The following is a 21,221-nucleotide window of genomic DNA, read 5'->3' as shown; positions in this document are numbered from 1 at the left end:
CCTCCCTGGGCGCAGCCGGTGTGCTGTACGCAGGGTATGCGGTGCGGCAGGATTTTGACGGCTGTGCAGTAATATTGGTTAGTAGTATAACACATATTCTGGAAAAGGCAAACGAAATGATAAAAATTTAACAATCAAAGGCGGAACAACTGATATGTCAAAATAAACGAAAATCAGATACACGGTTGACATTTTACGCATGCATTATTATAATAAAGAAGTTAAATGAAAAAGGCATAGATGGAGACAGTAGGCCTGCAGGAACGCCTCAGAGAGCCGGAGATGGTGGAAACCGGTGCAAGTAATGCAGAACTGAAGATCACTCCGGAGCTGTCCGGCTGAAGGGATGCGTCAGCAGCGCATGATAGGCCGGGACGCGTTTCCCGCGTTAAGGGAACTCATATGATGGTATGCAGTAATAGGTGGTTAAACGAAGCGGTTTATGGCTTTCGTCCTGTTCGGGACGGAAGCCTTTTTTGCTTCATGGAAGGATATACAATCTTTTTCACATACCAGAATAGAAATCTATCATGAATGGAACGGAGGAAGACGTTATGTATGACAAAGTCCCCACAGACCTTAAGTTTGTGGAACGGGAAAAAGAAGTGGAGAAGTTCTGGGAAGCAGAGCACATCTTTGAGAAAAGCATTAAAATGAGGGAGGGCTGCAAGCCCTATGTATTCTATGACGGACCGCCAACTGCCAACGGCAAGCCTCATATCGGCCATGTGGAGACCCGTGTAATCAAGGATATGATTCCCAGATACCGGGCCATGAAGGGGTATATGGTGCCGAGAAAGGCCGGATGGGACACCCACGGCCTGCCTGTGGAGCTGGAAGTTGAGAAGAAGCTGGGACTGGACGGCAAGGAGCAGATTGAGCAGTATGGTCTGGAGCCGTTTATCAAAGAATGTAAGGAAAGCGTCTGGAAGTACAAGGGCATGTGGGAGGATTTCTCCAACACCGTTGGCTTCTGGGCTGATATGGACAATCCCTATGTAACCTATGACAACAGCTTTATCGAGTCTGAGTGGTGGGCTCTTAAGCAGATTTGGGACAAGGGTCTTTTGTACAAGGGCTTTAAGGTGGTTCCCTACTGCCCGCGCTGCGGCACCCCGCTGTCCTCCCATGAGGTGGCCCAGGGTTATAAGGATGTAAAGGAGCGTTCCGCCATTGCCCGCTTTAAGGCCAAGGGAGAAGACGCATATATCCTGGCATGGACCACTACGCCGTGGACCCTTCCCAGCAACCTGGCCCTGTGTGTGAACCCCAAGGAAGACTATGTAAAAGTAAAGACAGGCGACGGCTACACCTACTATATCGCTCAGGCCCTGGCAGATACCGTGCTGGGTGAAGACTATGAGGTGCTGGAAACTTACAAGGGCAAGGACCTGGAGTTCAAGGAATATGAGCCCCTCTATGACTGCTCCGTGCCCCTGTGCGAGAAGCAGCACAAGAAAGCCTACTATGTGGTCTGTGCTGACTATGTAACACTGACAGACGGTACCGGCATCGTACACATTGCACCTGCCTTTGGTGAGGATGATGCCAACGTTGGCCGCAAGTACGACCTTCCCTTTGTGCAGCTGGTGGACGCCAAGGGCGATATGACGGCGGATACGCCTTTTGCAGGCACCTTTGTGAAGGATGCGGACCCCATGGTGTTAAAGGATCTGGAGTCCAGAGGGCTGCTTTTCTCAGCCCCCAGCTTCGAGCACAGTTATCCCCACTGCTGGCGCTGCGGAACCCCTCTCATTTACTATGCAAGGGAGTCCTGGTTCATCAAAATGACTGCTGTGAAGGATGACCTGATCCGCAACAACAATACCATTAACTGGGTTCCGGATTCCATCGGCAAGGGCCGCTTCGGGGACTGGCTGGAGAATATTCAGGACTGGGGTATTTCCAGAAACCGTTACTGGGGCACCCCGCTCAATATCTGGGAGTGCGAGTGCGGACACCAGCATTCCATCGGAAGCATCGAGGAATTAAAGAGCTTATCCGACAACTGCCCTGATGAAATCGAGCTTCACCGCCCATATATTGACGCTGTAAACATCAAGTGCCCCAAGTGCAATAAGCCCATGAAGCGTGTGCCTGAGGTGATTGACTGCTGGTTTGATTCCGGAGCCATGCCCTTTGCGCAGCACCATTATCCCTTTGAGAACAAGGAACTGTTCGAGTCGCAGTTCCCGGCCCAGTTTATCTCCGAGGCAGTGGACCAGACCAGAGGATGGTTCTATTCCCTCCTTGCTGAGTCCACCCTGCTGTTCAACAAGGCGCCTTATGAAAATGTAGTTGTCATGGGGCTTGTGCTGGATGAAAACGGACAGAAGATGAGCAAGTCCAAGGGCAATGCAGTGGATCCCTTTGATACTCTGGCAGCCCACGGCGCAGACGCCATCCGCTGGTTCTTCTACACCTGCAGCGCTCCCTGGATTCCAAAGCGTTATCAGGATAAGGCAGTGACCGAGGGACAGCGCAAGTTCATGGGTACCCTTTGGAACACCTATGCTTTCTGGGTGCTGTATGCCAATATTGACAATTTTGATCCCACCAGATATACCCTGGAATACGACAAGCTTCCGGTCATGGACCGCTGGATGCTGTCCAAGATGAATTCCATGGTAAAGACAGTGGATAACAGCCTGATGAATTACCAGATTCCTGAGGCAGCCAGATCTCTCCAGGAGTTCGTGGATGACTTAAGCAACTGGTATGTGCGCAGAAGCCGTGAGCGCTTCTGGGCAAAGGGAATGGAGCAGGATAAGATTAATGCCTTCATGACCCTGTACACGGCCCTTGTGACCGTGGCAAAGGCGGCTGCTCCCATGATTCCGTTTATGACAGAGCAGATTTACCAGAATATCGTGAGAAAGGTGGACGGGAACACGCCTGAAAGTGTACACCTGTGCGACTTCCCGGAGGTGAATGAGTCCTGGATTGATGCGGAGCTGGAATCCGACATGGATGAAGTGCTGAAGGTGGTTGTCATGGGACGTGCGGCCAGGAATGCGGCCAACATCAAGAACCGCCAGCCCATTGCCCGGATGTATGTGAAGGCCGACCATGAGCTGTCAAGGTTCTATGTGCAGATTATTGAGGAAGAACTGAATGTGAAGCAGGTGATTTTCTCCGATGATGTAAGGGAATTTACCTCCTATACCTTCAAGCCCCAGTTAAAGACCGTGGGACCAAAGTACGGCAAGCTGTTAAACCGTATTCGCCAGACTCTGACCGATATCGACGGCAGCGCTGCCATGGATACCCTGAATGAGAAGGGACAGCTTACCTTTGACTATGACGGCCAGGAAGTGGTGCTGACAAAGGACGACCTGCTGATCGATGTTTCCCAGAAGGACGGCTATGTGACAGAGGAAGACAACTATGTGACCGTTGTGCTGGATACCAACCTGACTCCTGAACTGATTGAGGAGGGCTTTGTGAGAGAACTCATAAGCAAGATTCAGACCATGCGCAAGGAGGCCGGATTTGAGGTCATGGACCACATCAGCGTATTCCAGGATGGAAATGACCGGATTGCAGAACTGATTAAGGCCCATGCGGACGAGATCAAAACAGAGGTCATGGCGGACCATATCAGCATCGGCGCCATGTCCGGCTTTGTTAAAGAGTGGAACATTAACGGCGAAAATGTAATGCTCGGTGTTGAAAAGACCATGAAATAATGGTAAGATTGTGAGGCGGGGCCCATAAAACCCCGCCCCGTCTGATAATTTGGGAATGATTTACATACAATAGTTCTGTAATAGAAGAGGAACTTAAAGCAGGAGGATAATGGCCGATGAATAAAGGATTTGATAAGGAAACGTTCAAGCGCAGTGTGGTGGACAACGTAAAGAACATGTTCCGAAGGACCATTGATGAGGCGACTCCCCAGCAGGTATTTCAGGCAGTGGCCTATGCTGTGAAGGATGTTATCATTGACGAGTGGATTGCCACTCACAAGGAATATGAGAAAAAGGACGTTAAGACAGTATACTACCTGTCCATGGAGTTCCTCATGGGCCGTGCTCTGGGCAATAATATCATCAATATCTGCGCCAGGGATGAGATTAAGGAAGCCCTGGATGAGATGGGCTTTGATTTAAATGTGATTGAGGACCAGGAGCCGGACGCAGCCCTGGGAAACGGCGGCCTGGGACGTCTGGCGGCCTGTTTCCTGGATTCGCTGGCAACCCTGGGATATCCGGCATATGGCTGCGGCATCCGTTACCGCTACGGCATGTTCAAGCAGAAGATTGAGAACGGTTACCAGGTGGAGGTGCCGGATAACTGGTTAAAGGACGGCAACCCCTTTGAGATCCGCAGGCCGGAGTATGCTTCCGAGATTAAATTCGGAGGTTATGTGCGCATTGAGAACCAGGGCGGAGTGAACCATTTCGTACAGGACGGATACCAGTCTGTCCGCGCGGTGCCCTATGACCTGCCGATTATCGGATACGGCAACAATGTGGTGAATACCCTGCGTATCTGGGATGCAGAACCCATCAACACCTTTAATTTGGATTCCTTTGACAGGGGAGATTACCAGAAGGCAGTGGAGCAGGAGAATCTGGCCAAAACCATTGTGGAGGTCCTTTACCCCAATGACAACCACTACGCAGGCAAGGAACTGCGCCTGAAGCAGCAGTATTTCTTTATTTCCGCCAGCGTACAGAGGGCGGTTAAAAAGTATAAAGAAAAGCACGATGACATCAGAAAATTCTATGAAAAAGTAGTGTTCCAGCTGAACGACACCCACCCGACGGTTGCCATCCCTGAATTGATGCGGATTCTTCTGGACGAGGAGGGACTTACATGGGATGAGGCGTGGGAGGTAACCACCAGGACCTGCGCTTATACAAACCACACCATCATGTCAGAGGCGCTGGAGAAGTGGCCCATTGAGCTGTTTTCACGGCTTCTGCCCAGAATTTACCAGATTGTGGAGGAAATCAACCGCAGGTTCCAGAACCAGATTCAGACCATGTATCCGGGCAACCAGGAGAAGCTGCGCAAAATGTCCATTATTTACGACGGACAGGTGAAGATGGCTTACATGGCGATTGCAGCCAGCTTTTCCGTCAACGGCGTTGCCAGGCTTCACACAGAAATCCTTAAGCACCAGGAGTTAAAAGACTTCTATGAGATGATGCCGGAGAAGTTCAACAACAAGACAAACGGCATAACCCAGAGACGGTTCCTGCTTCACGGCAATCCGCTGCTGGCAGACTGGGTCACCTCCAAAATTGGCGATGAGTGGATTACCGGCCTTCCCCACATCAAGAAGCTGGAACTCTTTGCAGGGGATGAGAAGTGCCAGTTTGAGTTTATGAACATCAAGTACCAGAATAAGCTGCGCCTTGCCAGATATATCAAGGAGAATAACGGCATTGACGTGGACCCGCGCTCTATTTTCGACGTGCAGGTCAAGAGGCTTCATGAGTATAAGCGCCAGCTGATGAACATTCTCCATGTGATGTATCTGTACAACCAGCTGAAGGATAATCCTGATATGGATATGATTCCCAGGACCTTTATCTTCGGCGCGAAGGCAGCCGCAGGCTATAAGCGGGCTAAGTTGACCATCAAGCTCATCAACTCAGTGGCGGATGTCATCAACAATGACAAGTCCATTAACGGCAAGATTAAGGTGGTGTTCATCGAGGATTACCGCGTATCCAATGCAGAGCTTATATTTGCGGCGGCTGATGTCAGCGAGCAGATATCCACGGCCAGCAAGGAGGCTTCCGGCACCAGCAATATGAAGTTTATGCTCAACGGGGCCCTTACCCTGGGAACCATGGACGGAGCCAATGTGGAAATCGTGGAGGAAGTGGGAGCGGACAATGCATTTATCTTCGGCATGTCCTCCGACGAGGTTATTAACTACGAGAACAACGGCGGCTATTACCCCATGGATATCTTTAACAATGACCAGGAAATCCGCCGTGTGCTCATGCAGCTGATTAACGGATACTATGCACCGGATAACCCAGAGCTGTTCAGGGATATCTATAACTCTCTCTTAAATACCAAGAGCAGCGACAGGGCTGATACCTACTTTATCCTCAAGGACTTCCGTTCCTATGCCGAGGCGCACCAGAGGGTGGATAAGGCTTACAGGGACCAGGCGTGGTGGGCTAAGGCAGCCATCCTTAACACGGCCAACTGCGGAAAGTTCACATCTGACCGTACCATTGAGGAGTATGTGAAGGATATCTGGCATCTGAAGAAAGTGACCGTAGAAATGTAAATGCTTGCTCCGGCAATCCTGATTATTGGGGTGCCGGAGCTTTTTTGGATGACGCATGAGGAAGGGAAACAGAAATGAAAATACGCGACATACTGGCAGAAGGAAAGCCCACCCTCTCCTTTGAGGTGTTCCCCCCAAAGACAGAGGATGCATATGATTCCGTGGAGAAGGCAGCCGCGGAGATTGCAAAATTAAAGCCCTCGTTTATGAGTGTTACATATGGGGCAGGAGGGGGAACCAGCGAATATACGGTTGGAATCGCCTCCGCCATCAAGGAGGAATATGGAGTGACGCCCCTGGCTCATCTCACCTGTGTTTCATCCACCAGGGAAAAGGTGCACCATGTGCTGGGTGAGTTAAGGGAGCGCGGCATTGAAAATGTACTGGCCCTGCGCGGGGATATCCCCCAGGACGGCAGCACGCCAAAGGAATACCACTATGCTTCAGAACTGATACGGGAAATCAAAAAGGCAGGTGATTTCTGCATCGGGGCAGCATGTTACCCGGAGGGCCATGTGGAATCAGCCAACAAGTCTGTGGACATAGATTACCTGAAGCAGAAGGTGGAGGCCGGATGCGATTTTGTCACCACCCAGATGTTTTTTGACAACAGCATTCTTTACAGCTATCTGTACCGCATCCGTGAAAAGGGAATCCAGGTGCCTGTGATTGCCGGCATCATGCCTGTGACCAACGCAAAGCAGATACGGAGGATTACCCAGATGTCGGGGACCTACCTGCCATCCAGGTTCATGTCCATTGTGGACCGGTTCGGGGACAATCCCGCGGCCATGAAGCAGGCCGGAATAGCCTATGCCACGGACCAGATCATTGACCTGATTGCCAACGGAGTCAACGGTATCCATGTGTATTCCATGAATAAGCCGGATGTGGCCATGAAGATAAAAGAAAACCTGTCGGAGATTTTATAGGGCTGAATGCAACACTGGAAAAAAACTCATGAGAAAAAACTCACGAGAAAAAACCTCATGACTATATCCGAGAGAATAAAACTTAGAAGAACGAATACCAGAAGAACGAATGTCGGGAAAACGAATATCAGAAGAACGAACATCGGGAGAAAAGACATATGGACATACAGGACGTAGACAGGAGGGAGGTCCTCCGCTATCTGGGGTACAGGGGTCAGGAGGCTGACGGGGCAGTGGCGGCCATGGTGGAGCAGTCCATGGCGGAATTATGGGAAGCTGCCACACCCAGGCATCTGTACCGGGAATATCCCTTGTCACTGGGAGAGGATTACAGAATTGACGGGGGATGTTTCAACGCCAGGAGCAGGAACCTGTGGGGGAATCTGAAGGACTGCGATCAGATTATTGTGTTTGCGGCCACCCTTGGCTGCGGGGCCGACCATCTGATTCAGAAGTACAGCCGTCTCCAGATGAGCAGGGCCGTGGTCATGCAGGCAGCGGCAGCGGCCATGATTGAGGAGTACTGCGACCAGGTGTGTACTGTGATAAAGTCGGAATATGAGGCAAAAGGCCGTTATCTGCGCCCCAGGTTCAGCCCCGGTTACGGAGACTTTCCGCTGGAATGCCAGGGTATGCTGTTAGAGGCCCTGGAGGCCGGAAAACGCATCGGCATCAAGCTGACGGACAGTCTTCTCATGATGCCCTCCAAATCTGTTTCAGCGGTCATGGGAGCCAGCAGGAAACCTTACCGCTGCGATGTAAAAGGCTGTGAAGCCTGTGCCAAGACGGACTGCCCCTACCGGAGGTGACAGGGAAAAGCCCTTTAAGGCGGCATAAAAATAAAATAAAAAGGGGAATTATATTATGATTCGTTTTAATTGTGATTACAGCGAAGGCGCCCATGAGCGCATACTTAAGAAACTGGCTGAGACTAATCTGGAGCAGACGCCCGGATACGGGGAGGACCATTACTGCGCAGAGGCCGCAGGCATCATCCGCAGCCTATGCGGACGGGAAGATGCAGCGGTCCATTTCCTGGTGGGAGGAACCCAGGCCAATCTGACGGTCATAGCATCTGCCCTGCGTTCCCATCAGGGGGCGGTGGGGGCTGTGACGGCCCACATCAATGTACATGAGACAGGCTCCATAGAGGCCACCGGACACAAGGTGCTGGCCCTGCCCTCTGAGGACGGCAAGATTACGGCAGAGCAGGTGGAGGAGCTGTACCAGGCCCATATCCGGGACGAGAGCTTTGAGCACACGGTGCAGCCAAAGATGGTATATATCTCCAACCCCACGGAGCTGGGCACTATTTACACCAGGGCTGAGATGGAGAACCTGTATGGGGTGTGCAGGAAGTACGGCCTGTACCTGTTTGTGGACGGCGCCCGTCTGGCATACGGCCTGGCGGCGCAGGGGAATGACCTGGACCTTAAGTCCCTGGCAGCTTCCTGCGACGTATTCTACATCGGAGGAACCAAGGTGGGGGCTCTTTTCGGGGAGGCCGTGGTTATATTGAACGATGAGCTGAAGGCGGATTTCCGCTACCATATCAAGCAGCGGGGCGGTATGCTGGCCAAGGGCCGCCTTCTGGGCATACAGTTTGGAGAGCTTTTGCGGGACGGCCTGTATTTTGAGCTGGGAGCCCATGCGGACAGGCTGGCAGACAAGATACGCTGCGCCTGTGTCAAAAAGGGATATCCCTTCCTGGTGGAAAACACCACAAACCAGGTATTTCCCATCATGCCGGATGCCCTTTTGGAGTCGTGGAAGGATAAGTACAGTTACACCAACCAGGGAAGGGTGGATGAAAGCCATACGGCTATCCGCCTCTGCACCAGCTGGATTACCAGCGGGGAGCAGGTGGACATCCTGGTAAACGACATTTTGAACAGTTAAGAGGACTTGCGGAGAATGATGATGACAATATTAGAAGAGATGAAGGTACGCCGCCTGTTCTGCGACGGCGGAATGGGGAGCCTGCTCCAGGCCCAGGGCCTGAAACCGGGAGAGCTTCCGGAAACGTGGAACCTGACCCGCCGGGATGTGCTTATATCCATACACCGGTCCTATCTGGAGGCCGGCGCAGACATCATGACCACCAATACATTTGGCGCCAACAGGCTTAAATTTAAAGATGATTTGGAGTCCATCGTGACAGCCGCAGTGGAAAATGCCAGAACCGCGGTCAGGGAAGCAGGACACGGATACGTGGCCCTGGACCTGGGACCTACGGGGCGCCTGTTAAAACCTTTGGGGGATTTGGATTTCGAGGATGCGGTGAAGCTTTATAAAGAGGTGGTATCCATTGGCGCCAGGGCGGGAGCGGACCTGGTTCTTATAGAGACCATGAGCGACAGCTATGAGCTGAAGGCCGCGGTGCTGGCTGCCAGGGAGGCGGGATTCAGGCCGGATACAGGGGAACGTCTGCCTGTGTTCGCAACCGTTATATTTGATGAAAAGGGAAAGCTTCTGACCGGCGGAAACGTGGAGTCCACCGTGGCCCTGTTAGAGGGATTGAGGGTGGATGCCCTGGGAATCAACTGCGGTCTGGGACCTGTGCAGATGAAGGGTATCCTGGAGGAAATTCTGAGGGTGTCCTCCCTTCCCGTGCTGGTAAACCCCAATGCAGGCCTTCCCAGAAGCGAGAACGGGAAGACGGTGTACGACATAGACGCTGAGGGCTTTGCCCTTGTCATGGAGGAAATCGCGGCCATGGGCGCTGTGGTGGTGGGAGGGTGCTGCGGCACCACCCCGGAGCATATACGCCTGATGACACAGCGGTGTAAGGACATGCCTGTGGTGTGGCCCGAGAAAAAACACCGCACTGTGGTGTCCTCCTATGCAAAGGCAGTGACCGCCGGCCGTAAGACAATCATTATCGGGGAGCGCATAAACCCCACCGGCAAGTCCAAGTTCAAGCAGGCCCTGCGGGACCACAACCTGGAATATATCCTGAAGGAGGGGGTCAGCCAGCAGGACAACGGGGCGGATGTGCTGGATGTGAACGTGGGACTTCCTGAAATCCATGAGCCGTCCATGATGGAGGAGGCTGTGAGGGAGCTTCAGGCCATCATCGACCTGCCTCTTCAAATCGACACCTCGGACATGGAAGCCATGGAGCGCGCCATGCGTATATACAACGGAAAACCGCTGATTAACTCTGTCAACGGCAAGGAAGAGTCCATGAGCCGCATATTTCCGCTGATGGCAAAATACGGCGGAGTGGCGGTGGGACTCTGCCTGGATGAGTCCGGCATTCCCGATACGGCAGATGGACGTCTGGCCGTGGGCAGGAAAATCATAGAACGGGCAGCGGAGTACGGAATCGGGCCGGAGGATATCATTCTGGACGGACTCTGCATGACGGTCAGTTCCGACAGCAAAGGGGCCCTTACCACCCTGGAGACCCTGCGGCGCATCCGGGATGAGCTGGGAGTGGGAACCGTGCTGGGGGTATCCAACATATCCTTCGGACTGCCCCAGAGGGAAATCATCAATGCCGCATTCTTTACCATGGCCATGGAATGCGGGCTGGGAGCTGCCATCATAAACCCTAACTCCGAGGCCATGATGCGGGCTTACTACAGCTTTAACGCGCTTATGGACCGGGATCCCCAGTGCGGCCAGTATATCAGCGTGTACAGCGGACAGAGCGCGGGCCTGGGCCAGACCATTGGAAAGAGCGGCAGCCAGAACGGGATAAAGGCAGACAATCATTTTGGCTCAGGAGAGCATCAAGGAGGAGGAAGCCAGGGGCCGGCTCTGACAGCAGCCATTGAGAGAGGCCTGAAAGAAGCCGCCCACAACGCGGTGACGGAACTGTTAAAGGAGAGGGAGCCGCTGGATATTATCAACAGTGAGATGATACCGGCCCTGGACCGTGTGGGAAAAGGGTTTGAGAAGGGAACCGTGTTCCTGCCCCAGCTTCTTATGAGCGCGGAGGCCGCCAAGGCTGCGTTTGAGGTCATCAAGGCAGCTATGGATGGAAGCGGACAGGCCCAGGAAAAGAAAGGTACCATCATCCTGGCAACGGTGAAAGGCGACATCCATGATATCGGCAAGAACATCGTGAAGGTTTTGCTGGAAAATTACAGTTATGAGGTCATCGACCTGGGAAGAGACGTGCCGCCGGAGGTCATTGTAAAGGAGGCCGTGGAGCGTCAGGTTGCCCTGGTGGGCCTGAGCGCCCTCATGACCACCACTGTGCCCAGCATGGAGGAAACCATCCGCCAGCTAAGGGCTGCATCCGTCACTGTCAAGGTGATGGTGGGAGGCGCTGTGCTGACGGAGGATTATGCCAGGACCATAGGCGCTGACGCCTATTGCAGGGATGCTATGGCATCGGTAAATTATGCGGAGCAGGTATTCGGCGCTTAGAGCGCCGGGAAGCTCCTGGGTTTTCATAGACTGATACGGGAATCCCCATCCACCTGAGGAACTATCTGCCCCAGCTGTTTCAGCTGACGTGTAATGTGGTAGACAGTGAACAGGTTGAGGGGATTTTTGTGTTCGTCAATAATCAGTTTGCCTCTGAGCATGAACCACAGCCATGCACCGTCCTTCCTGCGAATCCGTATGATGCAGCTGCGTACGGTGTCGTCTGTGGAAAATACGGTCATGGTCTCCTGGAATGTATGGGTGTCATCCGGGTGCAGCTGCCTGAGGAACGATAAGGAGCTTCCGGACAAAAGCTTGTATTCGGACAGACTGCAGTAGCCAAGGGCGTGAAGCAGCCTGGAATTCATATATATGACCTCCGGGGATTCTGCCTGGTAGCTGGTCAGGAGGATGCCGCCGTTTACCACCTGGTTCAGAAGCCCCAGCTCATTATTGCCGTACAGCTCAAAATAGTGCTGGTCCGTTACATCCTCAATGAGACAGCCGCAGTAGCCTTCGTGGAATTGAAAGCACTCTATCTTAAGGTACTTGCTGCGTTCCGGGCTGAAATCATAAAACATCTGCCGTCCGCCGTGCATGGCTGTTTCATAGTAGGCGGGAAGGCGCCGCGTATCGGCGTCCGGGTAATGGCTCAGGAAGCTTTTTCGGTAGAGGATGTTTCTGGAACGGCATTCCAGGCGGGCACAGGCTTCATTTACATATACATAGGAAAAATCACAGGCCTGTCCGTCCTTTGCCTGAATTTGAATGATGGCAAAGGGGAAGGGGATGCTGTCATATATAAGTTTTGCGTGCTCCAGTTTGTCCTCCAGGGATAGGTCGGAGCTGGGAGCCGGATTCAGTTCCCGGAAGGAAATCATATTCTTTCCGTGGCTTTTGGCGTAGTAAAGCTCATCATCCGCTGCCCGTACCAGCTTGTGGTAATCATCCATGGAGGTAAGGACTGTGCTCACGACCCCTGCGCTGATCGTCACAAAGGGGGAGGCGCTTCGGTTGGCAGCGGGAATCTTTAAATCAGCCACAGATTTCCTCAAGCGGTCTCCAACCTTGATGGCGTCAGAGGGGTGGACATCACAGAGCAGTATTTGAAACTCTTCCCCTCCAAACCGGCAGATCAGGTCGTTCTCACGGTGGATGCTGCCGGACAGGGCTGCGGCTACCTTTTTCAGGCATTCGTCGCCCTGTACATGGCCGTATGTATCATTGTACTGTTTGAAATAGTCAATATCTATCATGATGACAGCCACAGGTACATGAAGCCGTATGCTATAGGGAATCAGCTCCTCCAGCCGGAGGGAATAGCCGTTGCGGTTGAAAAGCTGTGTCAGCGGGTCCTTGTCGGCCCGTTCCTGAAGACAAACCTGTTCATCCCTGGCCTTTCTTACCATTTGCAGGTTGCTCACAATAATGTGGCAGCGCATCTGGGACAGAAACAGGCTGATGAAGCTGTAAAGGAACAGGTTGGAATACAGGGCCGGCGGTACATGGTGGGCCCTGAAAGCCGGAATCGCGGCCAGGGCGGTAGCCAGCACTGAGGCCAGCGCTTCTGTAAGGGAATAGATGGGGCCGGCGGCAATGTAAATGTAAAACATAAGGACGCTTTCTGCTGTCAGGCGGCTCTGCAGGCAGATGTGGTTCACTGCAATGCAGTACAGGGCAAATATGGCAGTGAAAAAGTATGTATGGTGTTTCAGCCTCCGCCTTGTGGAACAGGTCCGCTGCTGTTTCAATAAGTATTTGCAATATACAATATTAAAGGCGATGAACAGAAGGAACAGCAGCATGGTAAAGCTGAGCATGGAAGCAGCTCTGCCTGTAAAGTCTGTGGCCAGATATACGATTAGACTGAAGGCTTCCATAATGATTAAAAGGATGGAATAATTCAAGGTCTGGCTGATGTTCATGGTCTGCACCGTATCGTAAATTTCGTCCGCATACAGACATCCTTTGCCATGGTCCTGTGCGGGAAAGATACAGGATAAATTTTTCTTTACATATTCTAACATAGTATAATATACAACCCCTGTCTTAATCGTGATTGCCATGCCCGTACCTGACTGGCCTGTCCGCTGTACAGCAGGCATGCAGCAGTTATAAGTAAAACCGGCGCTGGTATCATGCGTATTTTTTTGTTTGCGTCAATTACATAATACTGATAATATATGAGGGATATTGGGGAAATATTACCAAAGAACATGAAAAATCCGCAAAAAAAGACAAAAGTCGTTGTTTTTCCAATAACTCCCAGACACAGGACTCCTAATATGTGATAATATAGTTTTGCAACAGAAATGTAACAGATTTGTAATATCTGTAAGAAAGAAAGCGAGGACATACTATGTTATCAGTTTCATCTATGGCACTTGCTGCAATGCTGGGTTCTGCATGCGGCACTAATATGGCAAATATAAATGACTGCAACGCAGCACTTTACAATACGGGAAATTGTCCCCAGGCAGTACAGTACCAGAAGGGCGGACAGGACCTGAATTCCATGCTGTCACAGATGGGAGTCGGCATGATGCCTGGAAATTCCCAGTGCGGTGTTAATTAAGCGTATTGATTAAATACATTAATTAAATACATCGGATCCATATTCCGTTTCATTATCACATAATCATATTCCTCAAAAATAAATCCCGGAGAAAGGCAGAACTGCCTGTCCTCCGGGATTATTTTCATGTCCGGGGCAATAATAAGCCGTACCCGGACATAAATATATACAGAAAATTAATTCACTTTTCCGGCTGCATGGGGTAGAATATCGTTACTGTTGTTCCGGAAGGGACGCGCGTGCAGTAAGGTCACAGAAGGTGAAAAGGAGTATTTCCAGTGAATCGAGATAATGTGAAAATCATTTTAAAAGGAATGTGGATAGGGGGGACCATGACGGTGCCCGGAGTAAGCGGAGGGTCCATGGCCATGATTATGGGGGTTTATGACAGACTCATTTCATCCATCAGCTCCTTTTTCAAGGAACCTGCAGGAAGCATGGCCTTCCTGCTCAAATTCGTCCTGGGGGCAGGAACCGGAATGGTGCTGTTTTCGCGCTTTATCAGCTACCTGTTCACAACCAGGGCCGATGTTCCGCTCCGGTTTTTCTTCCTGGGAGCGGTGGCAGGAGGTGTTCCCATGATATACAGGGAGGCAGGCGTGAAAAAACTGGACCTGGGAGCGGTGGCCTATCCTGCCATAGGCATCCTGGGGGTGGTGCTTCTGGCGCTGATTCCCTCCGGACTTTTTACACCGGACGGAAGTTTCGGGCCCGCGGCCCTGCTCCTTCAGCTGGCTGGGGGATTCATCATTGCGGTGGGGCTGGTCCTGCCCGGAATCAGCGTGTCTCAGATGCTCTATATGCTGGGAATCTATGAAACCATTATAGGAAACATCAGCTCCTTTCATATCCTTCCCCTGATACCGCTGGGAGCCGGCGTGCTGGGCGGCATTTTCCTGACCACCAAGGTGCTGGAGCGGCTGATGTCCCGTCATCCCCAGCCCACCTATCTGATTATCCTGGGATTCATGTTCGGTTCCCTGCCGGAACTTTTTCCAGGTATCCCAACAGGCGCGGATCTGGCAGCGGCCCTTATAGCCGGAGCTGCGGGTTTTGCGGCTCTGTATGTGATGTCCATGAAAGAACAGAGAACCTAAAGGGCCGGAGCGCGGCCGGGGCGCGTCAGAAAGCAGTTTTCAGACACACTCTACACGGTTCTGCCGTCTCCCCAGAAAACCAGGCATACGGTGCCGGGACCGGTATGGGAGCCGATGACAGTGCCGATATCCACGATGAAAACCTTTCCGTTTAAATGAGGGAAGGTTTCCTCTACCAGGCTGGCCACTGCCTCGGCATCTTCGGGGCAGGAGGATTGGGACAGGAAGCATTTTCCTTTATAGGCAGCGCCCTGTTCAGCATGTTCCTTCATCCGCTCCACCATTTCCCGGATAACGCGCTTCTTGCCCCGGTACTTATCCCGGGGAATCAGTTTGCCTTCCGCATTCACTTCCAGCAGGGGACATATGTTGAGCATATTGCCAAAGAAGGCAGCTGAGGCAGAGATGCGTCCTCCCCGTCTTAAATGGGTCAAATCAGAGGTGAAGAACCAATGATGGACCCTTTTTTTATTCTCCTCAATCCAGGATACAAGTTCCCTGTATTCTGCACCTGCCTGCATCATCTCCCAGGCCGTGTCCACCAGAAGTCCGTAGCCCGCTGAGGCGCAGCAGGAGTCAATGACGGCAATCTGCCGGTCCGGATAACGCTCCAGCATCTCATCCCTGGCAATGACTGCCGAATTATAGGTGCCGGATATGCCGGAGGAGAGGGTCATGTGGATGATATCCTTTCCTTCTTTTAATATGGGCTCAAACATGGCTTCGTATTGTTCCGGGTTCACCTGGGACGTGGTGGGCATGGCGCCCTGCCTGATGTTCTCGTAAAAATCCTCAATGGGAATGGACTTTCCCAGGTCGTCGTCATATTCCATGCCGTTCATCCGGAAATGAAAGCAGGAGTAGGGGATGCCTCTCTCTGTCAGATAAGACGCCGGCAGATCGGCTGTGGAACAGCAGGTAATCATATAGGAATTCGTCATGGTTTGCTCCTTTTAAAGTGGGAAAAATTAGCTGTCTTGTGTTGAAAAAAGTATAGCATGCCAGGGGTGCGGTGTCAAATGCAGTGGAAAAACAGATGGAACTGTGCTATGATGTAGGTTGTGTCAAGACAGATTTGCGTATAGCCATGGAAAGGAATGGTAACCATAATGTATAAATGCTGTATATTCGACCTGGACGGGACCCTTGTGAATTCAATCTATGCCATCCAGAAGTCAGTGAATGATACCCTGAGTTATTGGAACATGCGTGAAATCAGCGTGGAGGAGAGCCGGCTTTATGTGGGGGACGGTTATAAGAAGCTGCTGGAGCGGTCCCTTATTGCCTGCGGGGATAAGGAGCTGACCCATTATGAGGAGGCGGTGGAGCGGTATCAGGACATTTTTCGGGAATGCTGTATGTACCGTGTGGAGGCATACGAGGGAATCGGGGAGCTTCTGGAGTTTTTAAAGTCGCAGGGCATTTTCATTGCAGTGCTGTCCAACAAGCCCCATCCCAGAACACTGGATAATGTGCAGGGAGTGTTTGGAAAGGGGTATTTTGACCTGGTCTACGGAGAGCGGGAGGATAAGGGAATCAAGAAGAAGCCTTGCCCTGACGGCGTATGGGCCATAGCGGAGGAACTGGGACTTTCAAAGAGCGAAATCCTCTATCTGGGGGATACCAACACGGACATGGAGACCGGGGACAATGCAAAGGTGGATACAGTGGGAGTGACCTGGGGATTTAGGACAAGGGAAGAGCTTATGGCTTTCCATCCGGCGCTTATTGCGGACCATCCGTCCCAGGTTGTTCAGTATATAAAGGATGTGAATGGAATTGAATGATAGAATGCCCCTGAGATACAGGGGAATTACGTGGCTTATGGCCTTGCTTGGTTTCGCGGTCATGGCCATAAGTATATGGGGATGCGCCGCCGGACAGAGGCCGCCTGAATCAGGAAAGGCGCCTGCTGCCGGCCAGGAGGGAAAGGATGACCGCATCCTTGTGGTAACCACCATCTTTCCCTACTATGATTTTGTGCGCCAGATTGCAGGGGACCGGGTGAAGCTTAAGCTGGTGGTGCCCGCGGGTATGGACAGCCATTCCTTTGAACCTACGCCTGCTGATATGATTGCCATGCAGGAGGCCGATGTGCTGATCTGCAACGGCGGCGAGATGGAGCAGTGGGTGGAGAAAGTGCTGGGCTCCCTGGACACCAGCCACATGAAGGTTCTGACCATGATGGACTATGTGGACGTGGTGGAGGAAGAGCATGTGGAAGGCATGGAGGAGGAGGAAGAACACCGCCATGAGGACGGCTTTGAGATGCACATTGAATACGATGAGCATATATGGACCTCTCCTGTCAATGCCCGGGCCATTGTAAAAATAATAAGCCAGACCTTGTCAGAGGCAGCTCCCCGGGAGAAAAGCCGTTTTGAGGATAATACCCAGGCATACCTGAAGGAACTTAAGGAACTGGACAGCCAGTTCCGACAGGTGGTAAACCAGGGGCGTCTCCATATGATTGTGGTGGCAGACAAGTTTCCCTTCCGCTATTTCGCGGATGAGTACGGCCTTTCCTACCGCGCTGCCTTTTCCGGGTGCAGCGGGGACACGGAGCCCAGCGCCAGGACCATTGCCTATCTGATAGACAAGGTAAAGGAGGACCGGATTCCGGCTGTCTATTACCTGGAGCTTTCCAGCCACAGGACAGCGGAAATCATTCAGGAGGAAACAGGAGCAATGCCCCTTCTTCTCCATTCCTGCCACAACGTGACCAGGAAGCAGTTCGACGAGGGCGTCACCTATCTCCAGCTTATGAAACAGAATGTGGAGAACCTGCGGTATGGGCTGGAATAACCTGAGCCGGGATAATCCGGGCTGGAATAACCAATTGTAAAAGGGGTAAAATATGTCACCATTAATTCAATGCCAGCATGTGGACTTCGGATACGATAACCAGGATGCTGTGACCGATGTAAATATGGAAGTGGACCCCGGGGATTATCTGTGCATCGTGGGTGAGAACGGATCCGGCAAGAGTACACTGATGAAGGGGCTTTTGGGCTTAATCAGGCCTACGGGCGGCAAGCTTGTAACGGCAGATGAGCTAAAGAGGACCGGTATCGGCTACCTGCCCCAGCAGACGGCCGCCCAGAAGGATTTTCCTGCCACTGTCTCAGAGGTGGTCTTAAGCGGCTGCTTAAACCGCAGGGGAATGCTTCCGTTTTATTCTAAGAAAGAAAAAGAGATTGCGGACAGGAACATGGAGAAGCTGGGGATCACACCCATCAGGAAGCAGTGCTACAGGGAGCTGTCCGGCGGGCAGCAGCAGCGGGTACTTATAGCCAGGGCCCTGTGCGCCACCAGCTCCCTGCTGATACTGGACGAGCCCATCACTGGGTTAGACCCCACGGCCATCCAGGAGTTTTACACCATGATCCGGAGGTTGAACAGGGAGGACAAGGTGGCTATACTCATGGTGTCCCATGACCTGAGAAATGCGGTGGAGGAGGCCAATAAGATCCTTCACCTGCAAAAGCGTGTCCTGTTCTACGGGCCTGCCCACGACTATATGAACAGCCAGGCAGCCGGCCATTTCTTCCATGAAAAGGAACAGGGCAGATGCAAGCCCACAGCCGGATGCCACACGGTGAAGCTGCACATGCACAAGGAGGATAAATCATGAATCTGATACGAGAAATGCTTTCCTACCCGTTTCTGGTAAGGGCTCTTGCGGGCGGCATGATGGTATCCCTGTGCGCGTCCCTGCTGGGAGTGAGCCTGGTGCTCAGGCGGTACAGCATGATTGGGGACGGCTTGTCCCATGTGTCCTTCGGGGCCCTTTCCATTGCCCTGGCCATGGGATGGTCCCCCCTTAAGATATCCATTCCGGTGGTGGTCCTGGCTGCTTTTTTCCTGCTTCGGATTACGGAGAACAGCCGGATTAAAAGCGATGCGGCCATTGCCCTCATATCAGCCAGCGCCCTGGCGCTAGGCATCATCGTCACTTCCCTGACCACGGGTATGACCACGGATGTGAGCAGTTATATGTTCGGAAGCATCCTGGCCATGAGCAGGGAGGATGTTTGGCTCAGCGTGGTGCTGTCCCTGGTGGTGCTGGGGCTGTTTGTAATATGCTACAACCGCATATTTGCAGTGACCTTTGACGAGAATTTTGCCAAGGCAACAGGGGTCAATGTGGGCCGCTACAATATCATTATAGCTGTTCTCACGGCAGTGACCATTGTGCTGGGAATGAGGATGATGGGGGCCATGCTTATATCCAGCCTTGTGATATTTCCATGCCTTTCCTCCATGCGGGTATTCAAAAGCTTTGGAGGCGTCATGGTGTCCTCGGGCCTTCTGTCCCTGGCCTGCTTTTTCGCAGGCATGGTGGCATCCTACCAGTTTTCCATACCGGCCGGGGCCAGCGTGGTGGTGGTGAATCTGTGCGCTTTCCTTTTGTTCATGGCGTGGCAGTCCCTGGGCCGCCTGAGAGGCTGATGCCTCCGGCCGGGGCCGGCTGTTTTATCCGCCGGCTATATCCTGTTTTGCAGTAGACAGTCCGGGGCTAAAGTGCTAAAATGCTCTTTATGCGGAGGGATCCGCGGTAAAAATAACTTATGGGATTTAAAATGAGGGGAACATGAATGAGAAGCTGTTTGGAAAAAAACCAAAACATTACCGTTTAAAAAAACATATATCACAGACCCAGTTCATTGCCTATGGGTTTTTCCTGATTATCATGACAGGAAGCCTGCTTCTGATGCTTCCCATAGCCAGCAGGGACGGGCAGAGCGAGCCATTCCTCAACTGCCTGTTTACGGCAACCAGCGCTTCCTGCGTGACGGGGCTGGTGGTGGCAGATACCTGGACCCAGTGGAGCCTGTTCGGCCAGATGGTGCTGCTGGTGCTGATTCAGCTGGGGGGATTGGGATTTATCAGCATCGGCATTTTCCTGTCTATTGTTCTGAGAAGGAAAATCGGACTCAAAGAGCGAGGGCTTATGCAGGAAAGCGTCAACACCCTGCAGATTGGCGGCATGGTGAAGCTGGCCAAGAAAATCATCATCGGCACAGCTGTTTTTGAGGGAGCAGGCGCTGTTATACTGGCCTGCCGGTTTATTCCGGAGTACGGTCTGGTCCACGGTACCTGGTATGGAATATTTCATTCTGTTTCGGCCTTTTGTAATGCCGGCTTTGACCTGATGGGACACACCAGCCAGTATAGTTCTCTTTGTAATTATGAGGGGGACTGGGTGGTTATAGGAACTATATCCTTCCTGATTATTACAGGCGGTATCGGATTCATTGTCTGGGACGATTTGTCCAGGAAGAAGCTGGATTTCCGCCACTACATGCTTCACACCAAAATCGTGCTGGTTACAACGGCAGTTCTTCTGATTACCAGCACCATACTCTTTTATCTGATGGAGCGCAATAATATTTTAGTGGGAATGAATGGTTCGGAGTCCTTTCTGGCCTGTTTCTTCAGCGCGGTCACACCCAGGACAGCCGGATTTAACAATGTAGACACGGCAGCCCTGACAGACGGAAGCAAGTTTTTGTCAGCCATCCTCATGTTCATCGGAGGAAGCCCGGGCTCCACGGCCGGCGGTATCAAGACCAGCACCCTGGCAGTGCTTCTGCTTTACGTCCATTCCAATATCCGCCAGACATACGGGGTGGAGATATTCGGGAGAAGGCTGGAGGACGAGTCCATCAGGCAGTCGGCCTGTATTCTGACCATCAACCTGGGTCTGATGCTGGCAGCCACCATAGCCATTATGGTGTCCCAGAACCTGCCTATGTCGGATGTGTTCTTTGAGACATGTTCCGCTATAGGCACCTCAGGAATGAGCACAGGAGTTACCAGAAGCCTGAATTCATTTTCCCGGATTGTTATTATACTGCTTATGTACTGCGGACGAATCGGAAGCTTGTCCTTTGCCCTGGCATTCACCAGGTCCAACCGCAAGCCCCATGTGCAGCTGCCGGCAGAGCGGATTACCATAGGATAGAGAGGGGTAT

15 protein-coding genes are annotated in these 21,221 nt (G+C 52.2%); 13 read left to right on the top strand and 2 right to left on the bottom strand.

All coding sequences use genetic code 11. The features are described 5' to 3' along the window. Positions 1-554: 554 nt before the first annotated feature. The 6 genes from ileS (at position 555) to LI015_RS05215 (ending at position 11,571) form a co-directional block, all read left to right on the top strand. Positions 555-3,689: an isoleucine--tRNA ligase gene (gene ileS, locus LI015_RS05240; protein WP_002572547.1), complete on the top strand. Its 3,135-nt coding sequence runs from the start codon at positions 555-557 to the stop codon at positions 3,687-3,689. A gap of 116 nt (positions 3,690-3,805) precedes the next feature. Then, entirely contained in the window at positions 3,806-6,259 is a 2,454-nt protein-coding gene (locus LI015_RS05235; protein ID WP_118017962.1) for a glycogen/starch/alpha-glucan phosphorylase, read from the top strand. Between the two features lie 74 nt (positions 6,260-6,333). Continuing rightward, positions 6,334-7,191, top strand: coding sequence for a methylenetetrahydrofolate reductase [NAD(P)H] (gene metF, locus LI015_RS05230; RefSeq protein ID WP_002564756.1), 858 nt, complete (start codon positions 6,334-6,336; stop codon positions 7,189-7,191). Positions 7,192-7,349: 158 nt separating this feature from the next. Then, on the top strand, positions 7,350-8,000 hold the full coding sequence (locus tag LI015_RS05225) for a vitamin B12 dependent-methionine synthase activation domain-containing protein (protein WP_002564755.1): 651 nt from the start codon (positions 7,350-7,352) through the stop codon (positions 7,998-8,000). 55 nt (positions 8,001-8,055) lie between these two features. Continuing rightward, complete coding sequence (locus LI015_RS05220) at positions 8,056-9,090, top strand: threonine aldolase family protein (RefSeq protein WP_117626207.1); 1,035 nt, start codon at positions 8,056-8,058, stop codon at positions 9,088-9,090. A gap of 21 nt (positions 9,091-9,111) precedes the next feature. Continuing rightward, the gene (locus LI015_RS05215; RefSeq protein WP_227124294.1) at positions 9,112-11,571 is read left to right on the top strand and encodes a homocysteine S-methyltransferase family protein; all 2,460 of its coding nucleotides are present in this window, start codon (positions 9,112-9,114) and stop codon (positions 11,569-11,571) included. Between the two features lie 23 nt (positions 11,572-11,594). Here the strand turns inward: LI015_RS05215 and LI015_RS05210 are convergent, their stop codons facing one another. Then, positions 11,595-13,598, bottom strand: coding sequence for a diguanylate cyclase (locus LI015_RS05210; protein WP_227124272.1), 2,004 nt, complete (start codon positions 13,596-13,598; stop codon positions 11,595-11,597). Between the two features lie 332 nt (positions 13,599-13,930). Here LI015_RS05210 and LI015_RS05205 point away from each other — a divergent pair, with 332 nt between their 5' ends. Both LI015_RS05205 and LI015_RS05200 read left to right on the top strand, forming a co-directional pair. Next, entirely contained in the window at positions 13,931-14,146 is a 216-nt protein-coding gene (locus LI015_RS05205) for a hypothetical protein (protein WP_002564751.1), read from the top strand. 278 nt (positions 14,147-14,424) lie between these two features. Further along, positions 14,425-15,243, top strand: a complete 819-nt coding sequence (locus LI015_RS05200; protein WP_038281605.1) for a DUF368 domain-containing protein — start codon at positions 14,425-14,427, stop codon at positions 15,241-15,243. A 50-nt stretch (positions 15,244-15,293) separates the two neighbouring features. On the opposite strand, the gene LI015_RS05195 is transcribed toward LI015_RS05200, so the two are convergent. Next, on the bottom strand, positions 15,294-16,184 hold the full coding sequence (locus LI015_RS05195; RefSeq protein WP_227124270.1) for a DegV family protein: 891 nt from the start codon (positions 16,182-16,184) through the stop codon (positions 15,294-15,296). 168 nt (positions 16,185-16,352) lie between these two features. Between LI015_RS05195 and LI015_RS05190 the strand changes: the two genes are divergently transcribed. From LI015_RS05190 to LI015_RS05170, 5 genes are all read left to right on the top strand, one after another. After that, positions 16,353-17,030: an HAD family hydrolase gene (locus tag LI015_RS05190; protein ID WP_002564748.1), complete on the top strand. Its 678-nt coding sequence runs from the start codon at positions 16,353-16,355 to the stop codon at positions 17,028-17,030. Continuing rightward, a complete protein-coding gene (locus LI015_RS05185; RefSeq protein WP_227124269.1) occupies positions 17,017-18,048 on the top strand; it encodes a metal ABC transporter substrate-binding protein in 1,032 nt (343 codons plus the stop codon). Before LI015_RS05190 ends, LI015_RS05185 begins: the two co-directional genes overlap by 14 nt. A gap of 52 nt (positions 18,049-18,100) precedes the next feature. Then, positions 18,101-18,877, top strand: coding sequence for a metal ABC transporter ATP-binding protein (locus tag LI015_RS05180; RefSeq protein WP_227124268.1), 777 nt, complete (start codon positions 18,101-18,103; stop codon positions 18,875-18,877). Continuing rightward, positions 18,874-19,695 (top strand): metal ABC transporter permease, encoded by an 822-nt coding sequence (locus tag LI015_RS05175; RefSeq protein WP_002564745.1) that lies wholly within the window; start codon positions 18,874-18,876, stop codon positions 19,693-19,695. Before LI015_RS05180 ends, LI015_RS05175 begins: the two co-directional genes overlap by 4 nt. A 142-nt stretch (positions 19,696-19,837) precedes the next feature. Next, entirely contained in the window at positions 19,838-21,211 is a 1,374-nt protein-coding gene (locus tag LI015_RS05170) for a TrkH family potassium uptake protein (RefSeq protein ID WP_002564744.1), read from the top strand. Positions 21,212-21,221 lie beyond the last annotated feature (10 nt).

It is taken from the genome of Enterocloster sp. 210928-DFI.2.20 (genome assembly GCF_020554465.1).
In the GTDB taxonomy this organism is placed as follows: Bacteria; Bacillota; Clostridia; order Lachnospirales; family Lachnospiraceae; genus Enterocloster; species Enterocloster bolteae.
The sequence above is the reverse complement of the archived record's forward strand: the minus strand, read 5'-3'. Positions and strand labels throughout refer to the sequence as shown.